This window comes from Hydrogenophaga sp. PBL-H3, from assembly GCF_010104355.1.
GTDB lineage: Bacteria > Pseudomonadota > Gammaproteobacteria > Burkholderiales > Burkholderiaceae_C > Hydrogenophaga.
In genome coordinates this window covers 1,732,973-1,752,266 of the sequence record NZ_CP044972.1, presented here as the reverse complement: position 1 = coordinate 1,752,266, position 19,294 = coordinate 1,732,973, and the positions used below count along the sequence as shown (strand labels likewise).

18 protein-coding genes are annotated in these 19,294 nt (G+C 67.2%); 13 read left to right on the top strand and 5 right to left on the bottom strand.

Annotation, left to right across the window (positions count from 1 at the left end; translation table 11 throughout):
- Window positions 1-7 precede the first annotated feature (7 nt).
- The 8 genes from F9Z44_RS08290 (at window position 8) to F9Z44_RS08255 (ending at window position 9,568) form a co-directional block, all read left to right on the top strand.
- Entirely contained in the window at window positions 8-1,141 is a 1,134-nt protein-coding gene (locus F9Z44_RS08290; protein WP_159605159.1) for an ABC transporter substrate-binding protein, read from the top strand.
- A 254-nt stretch (window positions 1,142-1,395) separates the two neighbouring features.
- Window positions 1,396-2,436 carry a branched-chain amino acid ABC transporter permease gene (locus F9Z44_RS08285; protein WP_159605157.1) on the top strand — a complete coding sequence of 347 codons (1,041 nt, stop codon included), beginning with the start codon at window positions 1,396-1,398 and terminating at the stop codon, window positions 2,434-2,436.
- A gap of 1 nt (window position 2,437) precedes the next feature.
- Window positions 2,438-4,207 carry a branched-chain amino acid ABC transporter ATP-binding protein/permease gene (locus F9Z44_RS08280; protein WP_159605155.1) on the top strand — a complete coding sequence of 590 codons (1,770 nt, stop codon included), beginning with the start codon at window positions 2,438-2,440 and terminating at the stop codon, window positions 4,205-4,207.
- A gap of 1 nt (window position 4,208) precedes the next feature.
- Window positions 4,209-4,943, top strand: coding sequence for an ABC transporter ATP-binding protein (locus F9Z44_RS08275; RefSeq protein ID WP_159605153.1), 735 nt, complete (start codon window positions 4,209-4,211; stop codon window positions 4,941-4,943).
- Between the two features lie 49 nt (window positions 4,944-4,992).
- Window positions 4,993-6,738 (top strand): tannase/feruloyl esterase family alpha/beta hydrolase, encoded by a 1,746-nt coding sequence (locus F9Z44_RS08270; RefSeq protein ID WP_159605151.1) that lies wholly within the window; start codon window positions 4,993-4,995, stop codon window positions 6,736-6,738.
- Window positions 6,739-6,742: 4 nt separating this feature from the next.
- Entirely contained in the window at window positions 6,743-8,542 is a 1,800-nt protein-coding gene (locus tag F9Z44_RS08265; RefSeq protein WP_159605149.1) for an acyl-CoA dehydrogenase family protein, read from the top strand.
- Window positions 8,543-8,544: 2 nt separating this feature from the next.
- Window positions 8,545-9,087, top strand: a complete 543-nt coding sequence (locus F9Z44_RS08260) for a MarR family winged helix-turn-helix transcriptional regulator (protein WP_159605147.1) — start codon at window positions 8,545-8,547, stop codon at window positions 9,085-9,087.
- Between the two features lie 142 nt (window positions 9,088-9,229).
- Window positions 9,230-9,568: a winged helix-turn-helix transcriptional regulator gene (locus F9Z44_RS08255; protein WP_159605145.1), complete on the top strand. Its 339-nt coding sequence runs from the start codon at window positions 9,230-9,232 to the stop codon at window positions 9,566-9,568.
- On the opposite strand, the gene F9Z44_RS08250 is transcribed toward F9Z44_RS08255, so the two are convergent.
- Window positions 9,569-10,420 (bottom strand): fumarylacetoacetate hydrolase family protein, encoded by an 852-nt coding sequence (locus F9Z44_RS08250; protein ID WP_159605143.1) that lies wholly within the window; start codon window positions 10,418-10,420, stop codon window positions 9,569-9,571. It lies immediately after the preceding gene.
- 157 nt (window positions 10,421-10,577) lie between these two features.
- Here F9Z44_RS08250 and grpE point away from each other — a divergent pair, with 157 nt between their 5' ends.
- The 3 genes from grpE to dnaJ all read left to right on the top strand — a co-directional run bounded on the left by grpE (window position 10,578) and on the right by dnaJ (window position 14,397).
- On the top strand, window positions 10,578-11,144 hold the full coding sequence (gene grpE / locus F9Z44_RS08245) for a nucleotide exchange factor GrpE (protein ID WP_159605141.1): 567 nt from the start codon (window positions 10,578-10,580) through the stop codon (window positions 11,142-11,144).
- 94 nt (window positions 11,145-11,238) lie between these two features.
- Window positions 11,239-13,170, top strand: coding sequence for a molecular chaperone DnaK (gene dnaK / locus F9Z44_RS08240; protein ID WP_159605139.1), 1,932 nt, complete (start codon window positions 11,239-11,241; stop codon window positions 13,168-13,170).
- A gap of 93 nt (window positions 13,171-13,263) precedes the next feature.
- A complete protein-coding gene (gene dnaJ, locus F9Z44_RS08235; protein ID WP_159605137.1) occupies window positions 13,264-14,397 on the top strand; it encodes a molecular chaperone DnaJ in 1,134 nt (377 codons plus the stop codon).
- Between the two features lie 64 nt (window positions 14,398-14,461).
- Here dnaJ and F9Z44_RS08230 read toward each other — a convergent pair whose 3' ends face one another.
- Window positions 14,462-14,758: a hypothetical protein gene (locus tag F9Z44_RS08230; RefSeq protein WP_159605135.1), complete on the bottom strand. Its 297-nt coding sequence runs from the start codon at window positions 14,756-14,758 to the stop codon at window positions 14,462-14,464.
- Between the two features lie 171 nt (window positions 14,759-14,929).
- Here F9Z44_RS08230 and F9Z44_RS08225 point away from each other — a divergent pair, with 171 nt between their 5' ends.
- Window positions 14,930-16,294 (top strand): MBL fold metallo-hydrolase, encoded by a 1,365-nt coding sequence (locus F9Z44_RS08225; RefSeq protein ID WP_159605133.1) that lies wholly within the window; start codon window positions 14,930-14,932, stop codon window positions 16,292-16,294.
- A gap of 55 nt (window positions 16,295-16,349) precedes the next feature.
- On the top strand, window positions 16,350-17,540 hold the full coding sequence (locus tag F9Z44_RS08220; RefSeq protein ID WP_159605131.1) for a lytic murein transglycosylase: 1,191 nt from the start codon (window positions 16,350-16,352) through the stop codon (window positions 17,538-17,540).
- 16 nt (window positions 17,541-17,556) lie between these two features.
- Here F9Z44_RS08220 and F9Z44_RS08215 read toward each other — a convergent pair whose 3' ends face one another.
- The 3 genes from F9Z44_RS08215 to F9Z44_RS08210 form a co-directional block, all read right to left on the bottom strand.
- On the bottom strand, window positions 17,557-17,904 hold the full coding sequence (locus F9Z44_RS08215; RefSeq protein WP_159605129.1) for a heavy metal-binding domain-containing protein: 348 nt from the start codon (window positions 17,902-17,904) through the stop codon (window positions 17,557-17,559).
- A 150-nt stretch (window positions 17,905-18,054) separates the two neighbouring features.
- Complete coding sequence (locus tag F9Z44_RS22760; protein ID WP_201450028.1) at window positions 18,055-18,225, bottom strand: hypothetical protein; 171 nt, start codon at window positions 18,223-18,225, stop codon at window positions 18,055-18,057.
- Window positions 18,226-18,291: 66 nt separating this feature from the next.
- Window positions 18,292-19,185 carry a transglutaminase-like domain-containing protein gene (locus tag F9Z44_RS08210; RefSeq protein WP_159605127.1) on the bottom strand — a complete coding sequence of 298 codons (894 nt, stop codon included), beginning with the start codon at window positions 19,183-19,185 and terminating at the stop codon, window positions 18,292-18,294.
- Window positions 19,186-19,294: the final 109 nt, after the last annotated feature.

The following is a 19,294-nucleotide window of genomic DNA, read 5'->3' as shown; positions in this document are numbered from 1 at the left end:
ACATCCCATGAAAGCCGTCAAGACCCTCGTTGCCCTGGCCATCACAGCCCTGAGCAGCACCGCTGCCCTGGCCGACATCAACATCGGCGTGAGCCTGGCGCTCACCGGGCCCGGCTCCGGCCTGGGCATCCCGATGCAGAACCAGTTCAAGCTGTTCCCGCAGACCATCGGTGGCGAGAAGGTCAACCTGATCATCCTGGACGACGCGACCGACCCGGGCAAGGGCGCTGCCAACGCGCGCCGCTTCGTGACCGAAGACAAGGTCGACATGATCATCGGCTCGTGCATCACGGCTGTGGCCGCCGCCATGAGCGACATCGCGACCGAAGCCGGCACGGTGCAGCTCACCGGTTCGCCGGTCGGCCTGCCACCGGGCAAGGACAAGTGGGTGTTCCGCCTGCCGCAGTCCAACACCGTGATGGGCCACGCCATGGTCGAGCACATGAAGAAACAAGGCATCAAGACCATCGGCTTCCTGGGCTACACCGACGCCTATGGCGAGCAGTGGCTGAAAGAAAGCGCGCCGCTGCTGGAGAAGGCCGGCATCAAGGTGGTGGCCACCGAGCGCTTCGCGCGCACCGACACCAGCGTGACGCCACAGGCCCTCAAGATCACCTCGGCCAACCCTGACGCGGTGCTGATCGTGGCCTCGGGCAGTGGTGCGGCCATGCCGCACATGGCCATGGTCGAGCGCGGCTTCAAGGGCAAGATCTACCAGACCCACGCCGCGGCCACGCAAGACCTGATGCGCGTGGGCGGCAAGGCCGTCGAGGGCGCGTTCGTGGTCTCCGGCCCGGCCGTGATCGCAGAGCAGTTGCCAGACAGCCACCCGTCCAAGGCGGTGGCGATCGACTTCGTGCAGAAGTACGAGAAGGCGGTCGGCGCCGGCCTGCGCAACCAGTTCGCCGGCCACGCCTACGACGCGCAGATCACGCTGGAGAAGGTGATCCCGATGGCGCTGAAGAAGGGCAAGCCCGGCACGCCCGAGTTCCGCGCCGCGCTGCGCGACAGCATGGAAACCATGGGCCGCACCGTGTTCGCGCACGGCGTGATGAACTGGACGCCGTCGGACCATTGGGGCTTCACCAACGAAACCGGCGTGATGCTCAAGGTCGTCGACGGCAAGTTCAAAGTGGAGTAAGCACCCCCCGCGCCGCTTCGCGGCACCCCCCTCTCTCGCCTGCGGCGGGAGGGGGGCGACACCTGGGGCCGGCGGAGCCGGACCCGCGGTGTCTCTGGTTCAAGGCACGTTGTGCGGTGCGATGTCTTCTGGCTCCCTCGCCCCTCTGGGGAGAGGGCTGGGGTGAGGGGCAAGCGCGAAGGGGTCTCTCTTGGAAAGCCTTTGTGCGTCGCCGTTTGAGTTTTTTTCGCCCTTTCCTTTCTCGTTAGGCTTTTATGGATTTCTCCATTGCCAGCATTTTGTTGCTGGACGGTTTGACCAACGGCGCGGTGTACGCGCTCCTGGGCCTGGCCACCGTGCTGGTGTTCACCGTCACGCGGGTCATCTTCATCCCCCAGGGCGAGTTCGTCGCGTATGGCGCGCTCACCCTGGCCATTTTTCAAACCGGCAAGGTGCCCGGCACCGTGTGGCTACTGCTGATCCTGGCCGGTGTGGCTGCGCTCATGGAGCTCTCGGGCCGCTGGCAGCACCACCGCAACGCGCTCGTGGCCGCCAAGGCTGCGGGGCGCATGCTGATCGCGCCGCTGGTGGTTTCGGCCATCGCCATCTGGGCTGCGCCGCAGCAGTTTCCGCTGGCCGTGCAAGCCGCGCTCAGCGTGGCCATCGTCACCGTGTATGGCCCGTTGGTCTACCGCGTGGCCTACCAGTCGCTGGAGAGCGCCACGCCGCTGGTGCTGCTGATCGTCTCGGTCGGCGTGCACTTCGCCATGACCGGTCTGGGTCTGCTGTTCTTCGGCGCCGAGGGCTTCCGCAACCCGGCGTTCTGGGACGCGCGTTTTCAAATCGGCCCGGTCATGCTCTCAGGCCAGGCCATCATCACCGCGCTGGCCACCATCGCGCTGATCGTGCTGCTGTGGCTCTACTTCGAGCGCTCGCTGCGCGGCAAGGCGCTGCGCGCCACCGCCGTCAACCGCACCGGCGCGCGCCTCATGGGCATCTCGTCGCAGGCTTCGGGCCAGCTCACCTTCACCATGGCGGCTTTCATCGGTGCGCTCTCGGGCCTGTTGATCGGTCCGACCACCACGGTGTTCTACGACTCGGGTTTCCTGATCGGCCTCAAGGGCTTCGTGGCCGCCGTGGCCGCGGGTCTCGCCAGCTACCCCGGCGCGCTGGTCGCCGCCCTGTTCGTGGGCGTGATCGAGGCCTTCGGCTCGTTCTGGGCCAGCGCTTTCAAGGAAGTGATCGTGTTCACGCTGATTCTTCCCGTCCTCCTGTTCAGATCCCTGAGCAGCAAACACTCCGACGAGGACCACTGACATGCCGAAGCTGCAAAACATCGGCCTGCTGATTCTGGCCCTGGCCATTCCCTTGGTCGCCGTGCTGCCCCTGCCCGATTTCTGGATCGCCCAGCTCAACTACATCGGCATGTACAGCATGACGGTGATGGGCCTGGTGCTGCTCACCGGCGTGGGTGGCCTCACCTCGTTCGGCCAGGCGGCGTTTGTGGGCATCGGTGCCTACACCACAGCCTGGCTCACGCTCAACACCGGCCTCTCGCCCTGGATCACGCTGTTCATCGGCATGGGCCTGACCGCCGCCAGCGCGCTGCTGGTGGGCCTGATCACGCTGCGCATGTCGGGCCATTACTTGCCGCTGGCAACCATAGCCTGGGGCCTGTCGCTCTACTACCTCATGGGCAACCTCGAAGCGCTGGGCAAGTACGACGGCTTGCTCGGCATCCAGAGCCTGAGCATCGCCGGTTTCGACATCGGCCAGGGCCGCGCCTTCTTCGTGCTGACCTGGGTGATCCTGCTGGCCTTCGCCGCCGCGTTGCTGCACCTGCTGGATTCGCGCCCCGGTCGCGCCATCCGCTCGCTCAAGGGCGGCTCGCAGATGGCCGAGGCCATGGGCATCAGCACCTTCCGCTACAAGGTCACCATCTTTGTGCTCGCGGCGCTGTTCGCCTCGGTGGCGGGCTGGCTGCTCGCGCACTTCCAGCGCACGGTCAACCCCTCGGCCTTCGGGCTGAAGATGGGCATCGAGTACCTGTTCATGGCGGTGATCGGAGGCGTGGGCCATGTGTGGGGCGCCATCGTCGGCGCCGGCCTGATCCGCGTGCTCGAAGACCAGCTGCAGGTGCTGTTGCCCAAACTCATCGGCACCAGTGGCAGCTACGAGGTGATCGTGTTCGGCATCGCACTCGTCGTGGTGCTCAAGTACCTGCCCGACGGCCTGTGGTCGCTGGTGGGGCGCAACCTGCTGCAGCGTCCGCGCAAGGTCGACTGGCAGGACGCCGCCGCCCTGCCCGAGCGCGCCAAACCCGCCACCGGTGCGCTGGTGCTCGACGTGCAGAAGGCGCGCATGCAGTTCGGCGGTCTGGTCGCCGTGAACGACATCAGCTTCCAGATCCACGCCGGCCAGATCGTGGGCCTGATCGGGCCCAACGGCGCGGGCAAGTCCACCACCTTCAACCTCATCACCGGCGTGCTGCCGGCCACCAGTGGCGCGGTGCAATTTCAGGGCGGCAACGTGGTGGGCCAGCCATCGCGCGAGATCGCCCGGCTGGGCATGGCGCGCACCTTCCAGCACGTCAAGATGATCCCGGACATGACGGTGCTGGAGAACGTGGCGCTGGGCGCGCACACGCGCGGCCGCAAGGGCGTGCTGCCCGCCATGCTGCGCGCCAACCGCAGCGAGGAAAAGCAGCTGTTCCGCGAAGCGCAGCGCCAGCTGGAGCGCATCGGCATGGGGGCCTACCTGCACGAGCAGGCCGGCAACCTGGCCATGGGTCCGCAGCGCCTGATGGAGATCGCGCGCGCCCTGTGCGCCGACCCCACCCTGCTGCTGCTCGACGAACCCGCCGCCGGCCTTCGCCACCAGGAGAAGCTGGCCCTGGGCGGTGTGCTGCGCCAGCTCAAGGGAGAAGGCATGAGCATCCTGCTGGTGGAACACGACATGGACCTGGTGATGCAGATCTGCGACCACCTGGTGGTGATGGAATTCGGCACCCTGCTCACGCAGGGACCACCCGAGCAGGTGCAGCAAGACCCGAAGGTGCGCGCGGCCTACCTCGGCACGGAGCATTGAAATGAGCAACCCCATTCTTCAGATCAAGGGTCTGCGCGCCGGCTACGGCCGCGCCGAGGTGCTGCACGGCATCGACATCGAGGCGCAGCCCGGCGGCGTGATCACCGTCATCGGCCCCAACGGCGCGGGCAAGTCCACGCTGCTCAACACGCTCATGGGCATCCTGCCTGGCCAGGGCGTCATCAACTTTCGCGGCCAGGACATCACCACGCTCACGCTCGAAGAGCGCGTGATGAACGGCATGGCACTGGTGCCCGAGAAGCGCGAACTCTTCGGCACCATGCCGGTGGAAGACAACCTGCTGCTCGGCGGTTTCCGCCAGATGCGCCTGGGCAATGCGAAATGGCGCAGCACGCTCGACGATGTGTACAGCATCTTTCCGCGCCTGCAGGAGCGCCGCACCCAGCTCGCCGGCACGCTCTCGGGCGGTGAACGCCAGATGTTGGCCGTGGGCCGCGCGCTCATGTCCAGCCCCGACCTGCTCATGCTCGACGAACCCAGCCTGGGTCTGGCGCCGCTGATCGTGCGCGAGATCTTCGCCATCATCGAGCGCCTGCGCCAGACCGGCGTGACCATCGTGCTGGTGGAGCAGAACGCGCGCGCCGCGCTGCAGGTGGCCGACCACGGCTACGTGCTGGAGATGGGCGAACTCAGCGCCCAGGGCCCGGCCAGCGAACTCGCCAGCGACCCACGCGTGATCGAGACCTACCTGGGCAGCGCGCGAAAAGCCGCCTGACCCACGCCCCCCCGACGACCCGAGCACCTCACCCACCGAGCAGACAAGCATGAAGAAAGCACAGCGTCGCGACCCCCGCACCACCCGACTGGGCCTGTCACTCGGACTTGGCCTGCTTCTGACCGCCTGCGGCACCAGCCCGGGCACCGGCACCGGCGCACCGGCCACACTCACGCCCGCCGTGGGCGCCAGCCTGCGACAGTGCGACACGCTGGCCAGCGAGTTCCGCTTCGACCAGACCACCATCGACTCCGCCGCCCCGGTGGCCGCGGGTGGCCTCGTGCTGGCGGGCCAGCCGGTGGCGGCGCACTGCCTGGTCAAGGGCCAGATGCACAAGCGCAAGGGCAGCGACGGACGCGACTACGCGATCGGCTTCGAGATGCGCCTGCCGCAGGCCTGGAACGGCCGCTTCTACCACCAAGGCAACGGCGGCCTGGACGGCGCGGTGCGCCCGGCCGAGGGCGCGCTCGGCGGCGGCCCGCTCACCGGCGCGCTGGTGCAGGGCTTTGCGGTGATCAGCTCCGACGCCGGCCACACCGGCGCGCAGACGCCCTACTTCGGCCTGGAGCCGCAGGCGCGGCTGGACTACGGGTACCAGGCCGTGGCCAAGCTCACGCCCATGGCCAAGGCGCTGATCGCCTCGGCCTACGGCAAGGGCCCGGACCGCTCCTACATCGGCGGGTGCTCCAACGGTGGGCGCCACGCCCTGGTGGCCGCGAGCCGCCTGGGCGACCAGTACGACGGCTACCTGATCGGCGCGCCCGGCTACCGCCTGCCCAATGCGGCGCTGGCGCAGCTCTGGGGCGCTCAGCGCTGGACACCACTGGCCACACCAGGCGCCACGGTGAAGCACCCTCTCAACCCCAACGCGAACATTCCCGATCTGGCCAGCGCCCTCACCGCGCCGGAGCGCCAGAGCGTGGCGCGCGCCGTCCTCAACCGCTGCGACGCGCTCGACGGCCTGCGGGACGGTCTGGTCCAGGCCACGCAGGCTTGCCAGGCCGCCTTCGACGTGGTGCGAGACGTGCCCGCCTGCAGCGGCGCACGCGACGGCACCTGCCTCACGCCGGCGCAGAAGGACACCCTGGCGCAGGTGCAAGCCGGCGGCAAGACTGCCAACGGCCAGGCCATCTACAGCGCCTTCCCGCACGACACCGGCATCGCCGGCAACAACTGGGCCACCTGGAAGTTCGTCAACGCCGTGGCGCTGGACCCGCTCTCGGTCGGTACCGTTTTCACCGCGCCGCCGGCCGCACCGGTGAACGTTGCCAGCGCCAACATCGACGCGCTGCTGCCCGCCCTCTCGACCACCAGCGACACCTACCGCGAATCGGGCCTCTCGCTCATGGGCCCGCCCGGCCACGAGAAGCCCGACAACCTGCTGCCACTGCGCGCGCGCGGCGCCAAGCTGGTGCTGTACCACGGCGTGAGCGATGCGATCTTCTCGGCCGAGGACACGCGCCAGTGGGTCGAGCGCGTGAACCGCTCGCAGGGCGGGAAAGCCGCCGACTTCGTGCGCTACTTCCCGGTGCCCGGCATGAACCACTGCAGCGGTGGCCCGGCCACCGACCAGTTCGACCTGCTCGGCCCGCTGGTGAAGTGGGTCGAGCAAGGTGTGGCACCCCAAGCGGTGACCGCCAGCGCGCGCGGCGCGGGCAACGCCGGTGGCGCCAACCCCGAGCTGCCGGCCGATTGGTCGGCCACCCGCAGCCGCCCGCTGTGCGCCTACCCCACGGTGGCGCAGTACACGGGCACGGGCCCGGTGGAAACCGCGTCCAGCTTCTCCTGCCGCTGAACCTATGAACGCCTACCAACCCCACTCCAGCGACCACGCCTTCGTTCTGTTTGACGTGCTGCGCGCCTCAGACCGCCTGGCCGAACTGCCGGCCATGGCCGAGCACGCCGACACCGCTTTGCTCACCCAGGTGATCGACGAAGCGGGCAAGTTCGTCGGCGAGGTGGTGGCTCCGCTCAACCGCAGCGGCGACGAAATCGGCGCGCAGTTCAACGCCGGCAAGGTCACCATGCCGCCGGGCTTCCGCGACTCCTACCAGGCCTTCTGGCAAGCGGGCTGGCCCTCACTGGCCTGCGCGGTGGAAGACGGCGGCCAGGGCCTGCCCACCGTGGTGGAAGCGGTGCTGCACGAGATGCTGAACGCCGCCAACCACGGCTGGACCATGGCACCAGGCCTGCTGCACGGAGCCTACGAGTGCCTGCGCCACCACGGCAGCGAAGAACTCAAGGCGCGCTACCTGGCCAAACTGGCCAGCGGCGAATGGCTGGCCACCATGTGCCTGACCGAGCCCCATGCCGGCAGCGATCTGGGCCTGGTGCAAACCAGAGCCGTGCCGCTGGCCGACGGGCGCTTCGCGTTGTCGGGCACCAAGATCTTCATCTCCGGTGGTGAACACGACCTCAGCGACAACATCGTTCACCTGGTGCTCGCGCGCCTGCCCGACGCGCCTCCGGGCCCCAAGGGCTTGTCGCTGTTCCTGGTGCCCAAATTTGACGAAGACGGAAACGAGGGCCGCCGCGCCGGGCCGCCCCAAGCAAGGCCAGCCCCCTTGGGGGGCAGCGAACCACACGAAGTGGGGAGCGTGGGGGTACGCACCCGTGTCCACTGCGAACGCATCGAGGAGAAGATGGGCATCCACGCCAGCCCCACCTGCGTGATGCGCTTCGACGAAGCAGCGGCTTCGATCGTGGGCGAACCCGGCAAGGGCCTCAACGCCATGTTCGTCATGATGAACGCGGCGCGCCTGCTGGTGGGCCTGCAAGGCATCGGCCTGCTGGATGCCGCGTGGCAGAAGGCGAACGCCTATGCACAGGAACGCCGCCAGATGCGCGCACCCGGCAGCACAAGCAAGGCCGGCCAAGCGGACCTGATTGCGCTGCACCCCGCCATCCAGCGGATCCTGAGCACACAACGCGCCTGGATCGACGCCGGGCGCGTGATCGCCTACCGCACGGCGCTTGAACTCGACACCCAGAAACACCACCCGGACGCCGCGCGTCGCGAAGCCGCGGCGCGCTGGTGCAGCCTGGTCACCCCGGTGCTCAAGTCGGCCTGGACCGAACAGGCCTTTGTGGGTGCGAGCGCCTGTCTGCAGGTCTTCGGCGGCCACGGCTATGTGCGCGAATGGGGCATCGAGCAGCACGTGCGCGATGCACGCGTGGCGATGATCTACGAAGGCACGAACGAGATTCAGGCGATCGACCTGCTGGTGCGCAAGACCCTGCCAGACGGCGCTGCGGCACTGCAGACCCTGCTGGCCGAACTGGCGGCCGACACCGAACCCGGCTCGCGCGCCCGGCAGGCCTTGCAAGCCTTCAGCGCGTTCGTGCGGGCGCAGGTCGTGCCCGACACCAGCACGGCCAACGCAGCCCCCGAACAGCCGTTCTGGCTGGCCGACGATTTCTTGCGCGCCCTGGCGCTGCTGCTCATGGCCTGGGCGTGGGAGCGTCTGGCCACGGCGCCCGATGTTGACGCCACCGCGCACGCGGCTTTCTGGCGCTGGATCTGGCCCGAGTTCGACATGCGCATGGCGATGATGGACACCACCTTGTCGATCGGGCGGCAGCACCCGGCTATGCTCTGACGATGCCCGAGACCTCCATTGCCAACGCCATGCGCCGCCCCCGCGGGCCGCGCAAGAACGCCGCAAGCGAGGGCCTTCAACTCGAGGGCGACCCCGCGGGCACACCGGGCGATGCACCCGAGGTCGACACCTCATACCTGGAGACCCTGCTGGGCTACAACGCCCGGCGCGCAGCGCTGACCATCATCGCGCTGTTCCTGCGCCGCATGGCGCCCTACGACCTGCGCCCGGTCGACTTCTCGGTGCTTACCGTGGTGGCGCACAACCCCGGCGTGACCTCGCGCCAGATCTGCGCCGCGCTCGACATCCTGCCGCCCAACCTGGTGGGCATGGTCAAGGCGCTGCACAAGCGCGGCCTGATCGAGCGCCAGCCCCACCCCACTGATCGCCGCGCCCAGGGCCTGCACCTCACGCTGGCCGGGCAGCACCTGCACACCCAGGCCCAGCAGACGGCCACCGCCCTGGAGCAGGAAGCCACGCATTCGCTCACCGCCAGCGAACTGCGCACCCTCACCGCCCTGCTGCGCAAGGTCTACCGCCGCTAGACCCTGGCAATCCGGGTAAATCCGTATCGTGGGTCTTTACGCCACATTGCTGCATCGCACGCAGCTAGCAAACTGGTAGCACCTCGCCTTCGTGTCTATAGTTCTCGTTCGGGCTTTCGCCAGGCCTCCCAGGAGAATCCGCATGAGTGCCAAAGACAACGCTGCCGTGATCCAGCTCTTCGACCTGCTCGAATCGCGCTACGCCATGCGGGTGATCTGGGCCCTCTCCGACGGCCATCCCCAGACGTTCCGCCTGCTGCAGGACAGCGTGGGTGGCGTGACGCCCAACACCCTGAACACCCGCATCAAGGAACTGCGCGCTGCGCGGCTGGTGGACCACAGCGGCCACGGCTACCGCCTCACGCCCCAGGGGACCGAACTGGCGCGCCGCCTGAGCGAGGTGCAGCCATTCGCCAGCAAGTGGGCGCACCAGCAGGCGCGCGCCGCAGCCAGCGCCACGCCGCACCAGCCGGGCGCCTGATCAGGCGCCCGGGCTCGCCACCACCGTCTGGCGCTGCTCGCCCAGGCCCCGAGCGCCCAGCGTCATCACGTCACCCGGTTTCAAGTACAGCGGCGGCTTGTGGCCCATGCCCACGCCGGGTGGTGTGCCCGTGGGGATCACGTCACCCGGCTGAAGCTTCATGAAGCGAGAGAGATAGCTCACGATGGTCTTCACGCCGAAGATCATGGTGCGGGTGTTGCCGGTCTGGCGGCGCTGGCCGTTCACGTCCAGCCACAAGTCCACGTCCTGCGGGTCACCCAGCTCGTCGGGCGTGACCAGCCAGGGGCCGATGGGGCAGTGGGTGGGGTAGCTCTTGCCCTTGGCCCACTGGCCTTCATATTCCATCTGGTAGGCACGCTCGGACACCTCGTTGAGCAGGCAGAAGCCGGCCACGAAGTCCATCGCCTGGTCTTCGCTCACGTGCCAGGCGGTGCGTCCGATCACGATGCCCAGCTCCACTTCCCAGTCGAGCTTCTGCGAACCCGGCGGCAGCCACACGTCATCAAAGGGGCCGCAGATGGCGCCGTTGTGCTTGTTGAACACGATGGGCTGGCCCGGTGGCTTGAGGCCGGCCTCGGCCGCATGGTCGGCGTAGTTCAGGCCAATGCCGATCACGTTGCCCACGCCGCCCACGCAAGGGCCGAAACGCGTGCCGGGTGGCACGGCGGGCAGGCCGGTCGGGTCGAGCGCGGCCAGCCGGGCCATAGAATCACGCCCCAGGGTGGCCGGGTGGATGTCGGCCACCACCCCCGAGAGGTCGCGCAGCGTGCCGCTGGCGTCGATCAGACCGGGCTTCTCGGCGCCTGCGGGTCCATGGCGAAAGAGTTTCATGGGTTAAGCCTGTTGTGTCTTCTGTTGGAAAGGGGCCGATTGTGGACCCCGACCCGTCAAACACCTGTCGCCTCCTTGAAACCGGGCCCATCGCCCCCATGTGCCTGGCTGCGGCCAGCGCTGCCCACCTTTTTCACGAACTTTTCCATTCACTTCCATGAGCCAAGAGAACCAGCCCGCTGACAACGCCTCCCCGGAACACAGTGCGCCCGTGAGCCCTGAAGAGGCGATGGCAGCCGCTGCGGTGGCCGAAGCCGAAGCCATCAATGCCCTGAGCCACGAAGTGGCCACGCTCAAGGCGCAGAACGCCGATCTGGCCGAGCAGTTTCTGCGCGCCAAGGCCGAGGCCGAGAACACCCGCCGTCGAGCCGAAGAAGAGATCAGCAAGTCGCGCAAGTTCGCGGTGGAGAGTTTTGCCGAGAGCCTGCTGCCGGTGGCCGACAGCCTGGAAGCCGGTCTGGCCATCACCGAGGCCACGCGCGAGCAACTGCGCGAAGGATCTGAAGCCACGCTCAAGCAGCTCAAAAGCGCGCTGGAGCGCCACCGCGTGCTGGAGATTAACCCCGCGAGTTCCACGAAGTTCGACCCGCACCAGCACCAGGCCATCAGCATGGTGCCGGCCGCCCAGGAGCCCAACACCGTGGTGAGCGTCCTGCAAAAAGGCTACTCCATTGCCGACCGCGTGCTGCGCCCGGCCCTGGTCACGGTCACGGCGCCCAAATAAATTTCCGGAGGCGTCGCGCTCTTGAAAAGAGCCCGACTTATCCACACCTCATCCACATCGTTTTCAACAATCTTTTTCTACACGGAGTCACAACATGGGACGAATCATCGGCATTGACCTGGGCACCACCAACTCGTGCGTGTCCATCATGGAAGGCAACACCACCAAGGTGATCGAGAACTCGGAAGGTGCGCGCACCACGCCGTCGATCGTGGCTTACCAGGAAGACGGTGAAGTGCTGGTGGGCGCCTCGGCCAAGCGCCAGGCCGTGACCAACCCGCGCAACACGCTGTATGCGATCAAGCGCCTGATCGGCCGCAAGTTCACCGAGAAGGAAGTGCAGAAGGACATCAACCTGATGCCCTACTCCATCGTGGCCGCCGACAACGGCGACGCCTGGGTGGAGGTGCGCGGCAAGCAGATCTCGGCCCAGCAGGTGTCTGCCGACATCCTTCGCAAGATGAAGAAGACCGCCGAGGACTACCTGGGCGAGCCAGTGACCGAGGCCGTGATCACGGTGCCCGCGTACTTCAACGACGCCCAGCGCCAAGCCACCAAGGACGCTGGCCGCATTGCCGGCCTCGATGTGAAGCGCATCATCAACGAGCCCACCGCCGCGGCCCTGGCCTTCGGCCTGGACAAGCAGGAAAAGGGCGACCGCAAGATCGCGGTGTATGACCTTGGCGGTGGCACGTTCGACGTGTCCATCATCGAGATCGCCGACGTCGATGGCGAGAAGCAGTTTGAAGTGCTCTCCACCAACGGCGACACCTTCCTGGGCGGCGAAGACTTCGATCAGCGCATCATCGACTACATCATTGCCGAGTTCAAAAAGGAACAAGGCGTTGATCTGAGCAAGGACGTGCTCGCGCTGCAGCGCCTGAAGGAAGCCGCAGAAAAGGCCAAGATCGAGCTCTCCAGCTCGGCCGCCACCGACCTGAACCTGCCCTACATCACCGCCGACGCCTCGGGCCCCAAGCACCTGAACATCAAGCTCACGCGCGCCAAGCTCGAAGCCCTGGTGGAAGAGCTGATCGAACGCACCATCGCGCCCTGCCGCATGGCCATCAAGGACGCCGGCATCAGCGCGTCCGACATCCACGACGTGATCCTGGTCGGCGGCATGACCCGCATGCCCAAGGTGCAGGAGAAGGTCAAGGAGTTCTTCGGCAAGGAGCCACGCAAGGACGTGAACCCCGACGAAGCCGTGGCCGTGGGCGCTGCCATCCAGGGCCAGGTGCTCAGCGGTGACCGCAAGGACGTGCTGCTGCTCGACGTGACCCCGCTCTCCCTGGGCATCGAGACCATGGGCGGCGTCATGACCAAGATGATCCAGAAGAACACCACGATCCCGACCAAGTTCGCGCAGACCTTCTCGACCGCCGAAGACAACCAGCCGGCCGTGACCATCAAGGTGTTCCAGGGCGAACGCGAAATCGCCTCGGGCAACAAGCTGCTGGGCGAGTTCAACCTCGAAGGCATCCCCGCTTCGCCGCGCGGCATGCCGCAGATCGAGGTGTCGTTCGACATCGACGCCAACGGCATCCTGCACGTGGGCGCCAAGGACAAGGGCACCGGCAAGGAAAACAAGATCACCATCAAGGCGAACTCGGGCCTGAGTGAGGCTGAGATCCAGCAGATGGTGAAGGACGCCGAGCTCAACGCCGCCGACGACAAGAAGAAGGTCGAACTCGTGCAGGCGCGCAACCAGGCCGAGGCCATGGTGCACAGCGTGAAGAAGAGCCTGAGCGAACACGGCGACAAGCTCGAAGCGGCCGAGAAGGAGGCCATCGAGTCGGCCCTGAAGGACGCGGAAGAAGCGGCCAAGGGCGAGGACAAGGAAGCCATCGAAGCCAAGACCGAAGCGCTGATGACCGCCAGCCAGAAGCTGGGCGAGAAGGTGTACGCCGCTTCGCAAGCCGAGCAGGCCGCCACCGCGAATGCGGAGAGCGCCACCCAAGGCAGCAGCAAGGCAAACGACGACGATGTCGTCGACGCCGAAGTGAAAGAAGTGAAGAAGTCCTGATCGACTGAGCGCTTTTGATCATCCGCCGCGTCAGGGCAACCTGCCGCGGCGTTTGTGTTCCAACCGAACTCCAGGGGCTGTCCCCCAAAGACCATGGCTAAACGCGATTTTTACGAAGTGCTGGGCGTGCCCAAGAACGCCGGCGACGACGAGATCAAGAAGGCGTATCGCAAGCTGGCGATGAAGCACCACCCCGACCGCAACCAGGGCGATGCGGCCAAGGCGGCGGAAGAGCGATTCAAGGAGGCCAAGGAGGCCTACGAAATGCTCTCGGACCCGCAGAAGAAGGCGGCTTACGACCAATACGGCCACGCCGGCGTGGACCCCAACCTGCGCGGTGGCGCGGCCGGCGCTGAAGGCTTCGGCGGCTTCTCAGAGTCGTTCGGCGACATCTTTGGCGACATCTTCGGTGGTGCGCGCGGCCAGCGCAGCGGCCGCCAGGTCTACCGTGGCGCCGACCTGTCGTACGCCATGGAGATCTCGCTTGAAGAAGCGGCCGGCGGCAAGGAAACGCAGATCCGCATCCCGAGCTGGGACGACTGCGAAACCTGCACCGGCACCGGCGCCAAACCCGGCACCAGCGTGAAGACCTGCAGCACCTGCCACGGCCAGGGCTCAGTGCAGATGCGCCAGGGCTTCTTCAGCGTGCAGCAGACCTGCCCGCAGTGCAGCGGCACCGGCAAGATCATTCCCGAGCCCTGCACCACCTGCCACGGCCAAGGCAAGATCAAGAAGCAGAAGACGCTGGAGATCAAGATCCCCGCCGGCATCGACGACGGCCAGCGCATCCGCAGCACCGGCAACGGCGAACCCGGCCAGAACGGCGGCCCTTCGGGCGACCTCTACATCGAAGTGCGCCTGCGCAAGCACGACATCTTCGAGCGCGAGGGCGACGACCTGCACTGCCAGGTGCCGGTGAGCATGACGGTGGCCGCCCTGGGCGGCGAGATCGACGTGCCCACGCTCGCGGGCAAGGCCACCATCGACCTGCCTGAAGGCACACAGAGCGGCAAGACCTTCCGCCTGCGCGGCAAGGGCGTCAAAGGCGTGCGCAGCAGCTACCCCGGCGACCTGTACTGCCATGTGGCAGTGGAAACACCCATCAAGCTCACCGAGCACCAGCGCAAGCTGCTCAAGGAGCTGGACGAGTCGTTCAAGAAGGGCGGCCACAAGCACAGCCCGAACGACAAGGGCTGGTTCGAGAAGGCGAAGTCGTTCTTCAGCTGAGCTGTCCCGGGCCTGGCAGAACAAAGCGACGCTGCGGCGTCGCTTTTTTTGTGGCGCGGCCTGTTCAACGGCGCGCGCGCCGGTGAAGACGGCGGGCGCCAACACCCGCCAGGACGGCGACCACCCCCAGCACCACGGCCAGGAACCCGAAGGCATATTCGCTGCCCGCCCGATGCACCACCAGACCGTCGAAGTACCTGCCCTCTTCGTTGTAAGGCAGACCGAGCTTGCTGATCGCGTAGCTGGCCACAAGAACGGCCAGGACAGCGGCAATGACAGCCAGCAGCCCCAGCGCAAGGGCGCCCAGTTGGAGTCTGGAGCTTGGCTTCATGAGGGTCTTGAACGGGGTTTGGTGCTGCACGGTGGGCAGGCAGTGCGGGCACACGCCAGGCCAGGTTGGGCAGAGCCCAATGGCTTGCGAAGTTCGCGCCGGGTAACCCGCACTCTAACGCTGTACAGACCGCCCAGCCTGTCTCCCACATGGGCCGCAGCGCTGAACCTGCACCGACCAGCGCGGCGTAAGATGCCCCGCATGAACGTCCACATCCGTTTTCTCGGCGGTGCCGGCACCGTTACCGGCTCCAAGTACCTGATCGAACACGACGGCCAGAGCCTGCTGGTCGACTGCGGTCTGTTCCAGGGCTACAAGCAGCTGCGCCTGCGCAACCGCGACCCGCTGCCGGTGATGCCCAACCACATCGGCGCCGTGCTGCTGACCCATGCGCACCTGGACCACAGCGGGTATCTGCCGCTGCTGGCCAAGGAGGGATTTCACGGCAAGGTGTGGGCCACGCCGGCCACGCGCGATCTGGCGCAGATCCTGTTGCCCGACAGCGGGCACATTCAAGAAGAAGACGCGGCGTTTGCCAACCGCAAGGGCTTCTCCAAACACGCGCCCGCGCTGCCGCTCTACACCGAGAGCGACGCACTGCAGAGCCTGAAGCTGTTTCGCACCGTGCCCATGCACCAGGCTTTCGAGCCACTGCGCGGCTGGACTGCGCGCTTCTCGGGCGCCGGCCACATCCTGGGCGCGGCCAGCCTGCTGCTGGAGGTGGGGGGTCGGCGCATCCTGTTCTCGGGCGACCTCGGGCGGCCCGACGACGCACTCATGCTCGCACCCGACGCGCCCCCCACCGCCGACGTGGTGGTGTGCGAATCCACCTACGGCGACCGCGACCATCCGGACGAAGACGTGATCGCCGAACTTGCTCCCGCACTGCAACGGGCCTCGGCTCGGGGCGGCACGGCCGTGGTCCCGGTGTTTGCCGTGGGCCGCGCGCAAGCATTGCTGCACGCCATCGCCCAGCTCAAGGCATCGGGCCAGCTGCCGCACAGCCTGCCCGTTTACCTTGACAGCCCGATGGCGATCCACAGCACCGAACTGTTTGCGCGCCACCTGGGCGAGCATCGCCTGAACGCTGCGCAATGCCACGCCATGGCGCAGGTGGCGAAGATGGCGCGCACAGCCGACGAGTCCAAGGCGATCGCACGCCAGCACGGCCCCAAGGTGATCCTGGCCGCCAGCGGCATGGCCACCGGCGGACGTGTGCTGCACCACCTGGTGCAATACCTCGGCGATCACCGCAACATGGTGCTGCTCACTGGCTACCAGGCGCCAGGCACGCGCGGCGCCACACTGGCCAATGGCGGCACGCAGCTGCGCATCCACGGGCAAGATCTGCCGGTGCGCGCCGAGGTCGTGCAACTCAAGTCCGCTTCGGCGCACGCCGACGCCGGGCAGCTGATGGCCTGGCTGCGCGCCCTGCCCCAGCCGCCGCGCCGCGTGTTCGTCACGCACGGTGACATGGAAGCCTCCGACCGGCTGCGCCACCGCATCGAGACCGAACTGCGCTGGCAAGCGCTCGTACCGGAACACGGCAGCACCTGGGCGGCCTGAAACAACCGCACACACGGCCGAGGGAACGCGGCCGTTCCTCACCACTCTCACCCCGATGAATCTTCGCAATCCACTGCTTCTCTGTACCGCCTTGCTGGCAGCACCCACCTGGGCACAAACACCCACCCCCGAATTCGACAACTGCCTGAGCACGCTGCGCGCACCCGCGCGCGCTGCCGGCGTGCGCGACGAGACCTTTGCGCTGCACACGCAGAACCTCGCGCCCGACATGAGCGTGATCGACAAGCTCAACTTCCAGCCCGAGTTCCGCACCGCCATCTGGGACTACCTCGCCGGCCTGGTGGACGAAGAGCGTGTGACGGAAGGCCGCGCCCTGCTGCAGCGCCACGCCGAGACGCTGGCGCGGGTGAGCGAGAAATACGGTGTGGACCCGGCCACGGTGGTGGCGGTCTGGGGTGTCGAGAGCAATTTCGGCCAGACCTTCGGCAAGTCGCCGCTGGTGCAGTCGCTGGGCACGCTCTCGTGCTTCGGTCGGCGGCAGGCGTATTTCCGCACCGAGCTGTTTTCGGCGCTGCGCATCCTGCAGGCCGGGCACATCGCGCCCGAGCGTTTCGTGGGTTCGTGGGCGGGCGCTTTTGGCCATACGCAATTCATGCCGAGCACCTTCGAGCGCCTCGCGGTGGACTTCGACGGCGACGGCCGGGCCGACCTGATGGACAGCACCAGCGACGCGCTGGCCTCCACCGCCAACTTTCTGGCCAAGGCGGGCTGGCAGAGTGGCCAGCCCTGGGGCTTTGAAGTGAAGCTGCCCGAAGGCTTCGGCACCGCCGGCGAAGGCCGACGCAGCAAACGCGCCATGGGTGAGTGGGCCGCGCGCGGCGTCAAGCGCGTGGACGGCACGGCCCTGCCCGCCACCGGCAGCGCCGGCCTCATGACACCCGCCGGAGCGCAAGGGCCGGCCTTCCTGGTGCTGCGCAATTTCGACGCGATCTACAGCTACAACGCCGCCGAGAGCTACGGCCTGGCCATCGCCCACCTGGCCGACCGGTTGCGCGGCGGCGCTGTGTTCACCACACCGTGGCCCACCGACGACCCGGGCCTCTCGCGCGCGGAGCGCCGCGAAGTGCAAACATTGCTTGTGGCACGCGGCCACGACATCGGCACGGTGGACGGCATGCTGGGCGACAAGAGCCGCGTGGCGATCCGCGTGGAGCAGGAACGCCTGGGCCAGGAGGCCAGCGGGCGCGCCGGGCAGAAGTTGCTGAAGGCCTTGCGGGGCGGCTGAGTCAGCGGCCGGGCACTCAGCCCAGTTTCACCGCCGTGCCGCTCACCGCCACCATCATCATCCCGTTGGTCTCGCCCAGCACTTCGTAGTCGAAGTCGATGCCGATCACGGCATTGGCGCCCATCTCGCGCGCGGCCTCGACGAGGTCTTCCACCGCCGCGTCGCGCGCGCCCGAGAGTGCACGTTCGTAGCCCCCGGCCCGCCCGCCCACCACGTCGCGCACCGACGAGAACATGTCGCGAAAGATGTTGGCGCCGATGATGGCTTCACCGTTGACCACGCCCAGATACTGCGAGCGGTCGATGCCCTCGGGGGTGGTGGTGCTGAGGAAGAATCCGTCTTGTGCTTTGGAAAACCATCCCATGTGAACACTCCTGTTGTGGCAGCGCCCGGCGGGCGTCCCGGTCATTGTGCAGTCCGCGCACCAGGGTTGGGCTTCGTGCGCTCAAACGCAAAAAGCCCGCATCGCGGGCTTTTTGCAACTTGGCAAGGTCGGCCACCAGGGCCGGCCCGATCAGCCGCCCTTCTTGGAGCGCTTGCCGGGGTTCTTCTTGCTGCGGGTGGCCACGCCACGCTCCAGGCTCACGCGCTGGCCACGGCCAGGGGAGGTCAGGGACACGCCGGCGATGGGCGTGGGGCGGGGGGTGGCTTTGCGGTCGGCTTCGGTGACGATTTTGTTGCCCATGACTGGATCCTGAGAAAGTTGCAAAAATGACGGAACCCCCTATTAGGCCACAAGGGCCCGCGGGAGTCAGGCTGCGTCGACGGCGTTCCAGGTGAAGGCGGAATCGGTGGACAGGGCCTCGGGACGGCGCACCGGCATGTGCCAGCCATGGCCCGGGTGCGTTTGTGCCGAGATGTCGATGCGCGGGGCGTGGGCCGTCACCGGGCCGAAGATGGTGGCAAACGAGGCGTCGGCCGCGTCGCGACCGGTGCCGATGCGCACGAACCCCATGGGGATGGCGGTGCCCGAGGGATCAAACAGGTACCAGCGGTGGCCGAGATAGGCCTCCACATAAGCGTGGAAGTCGGTCGGGCCCAGGGCCGGATCGGCGCCGAAGTCGATGGCGGTGGTGAAACGCGCCGGGATGTTGAGCGCGCGGCAGAAGGCGATCATGAGGTGCGCGAAATCGCGGCACACCCCTTTGTGGTCGTTGAGCGTGTCCAGTGCCGAGGTCATGGAGTTGCTGGTGTTCGACTCGAACTTCACCTGGCTTTGCACCCAGTTCTGAATCGCCTCCACGCGGCGGTAGCCCGGCGGCAGGTGGCCGAAAAGCGTGGTGGCCATGGCGGTCACGCAGTCCGACTGGCAGTAGCGGCTGGGGTAGATGTAGGTCAGCACCTCGGCCGGCAGCTGGCTGATGGGTGTCTCGAACACGCTGTCGGGCTGGGCGACGTGGTGAACGATGTCCAGCGTGGCGCGGTAACGCAAATGCAGCGGCCCGGGGCTGGCGGTCAGGCGAAGGATGCGTGTGCGCGTGGCGGCGTCGGTGTGCGAGACCATGGGCACGGGTTGGCTGACCTGCAGCTCTTCCCACACCACGGTCTGCTGCGGTGCATGGGCGGCTTGCACATTGAAGATGAAGTCGGCGCTGGGGTGGTTGACCTGGTATTGCAGGTCGATGGCGAGGTGGATGCGAACCATGGGTCACCGTGAAGAATTAGTGGACCGGCCGAGTGGGCAGGTGGCAGCGTGGGTGTTCGCTGTGGGACGGTGAGAAAAGCCTCGATGGATGAAAGATGTTACGCGCCTG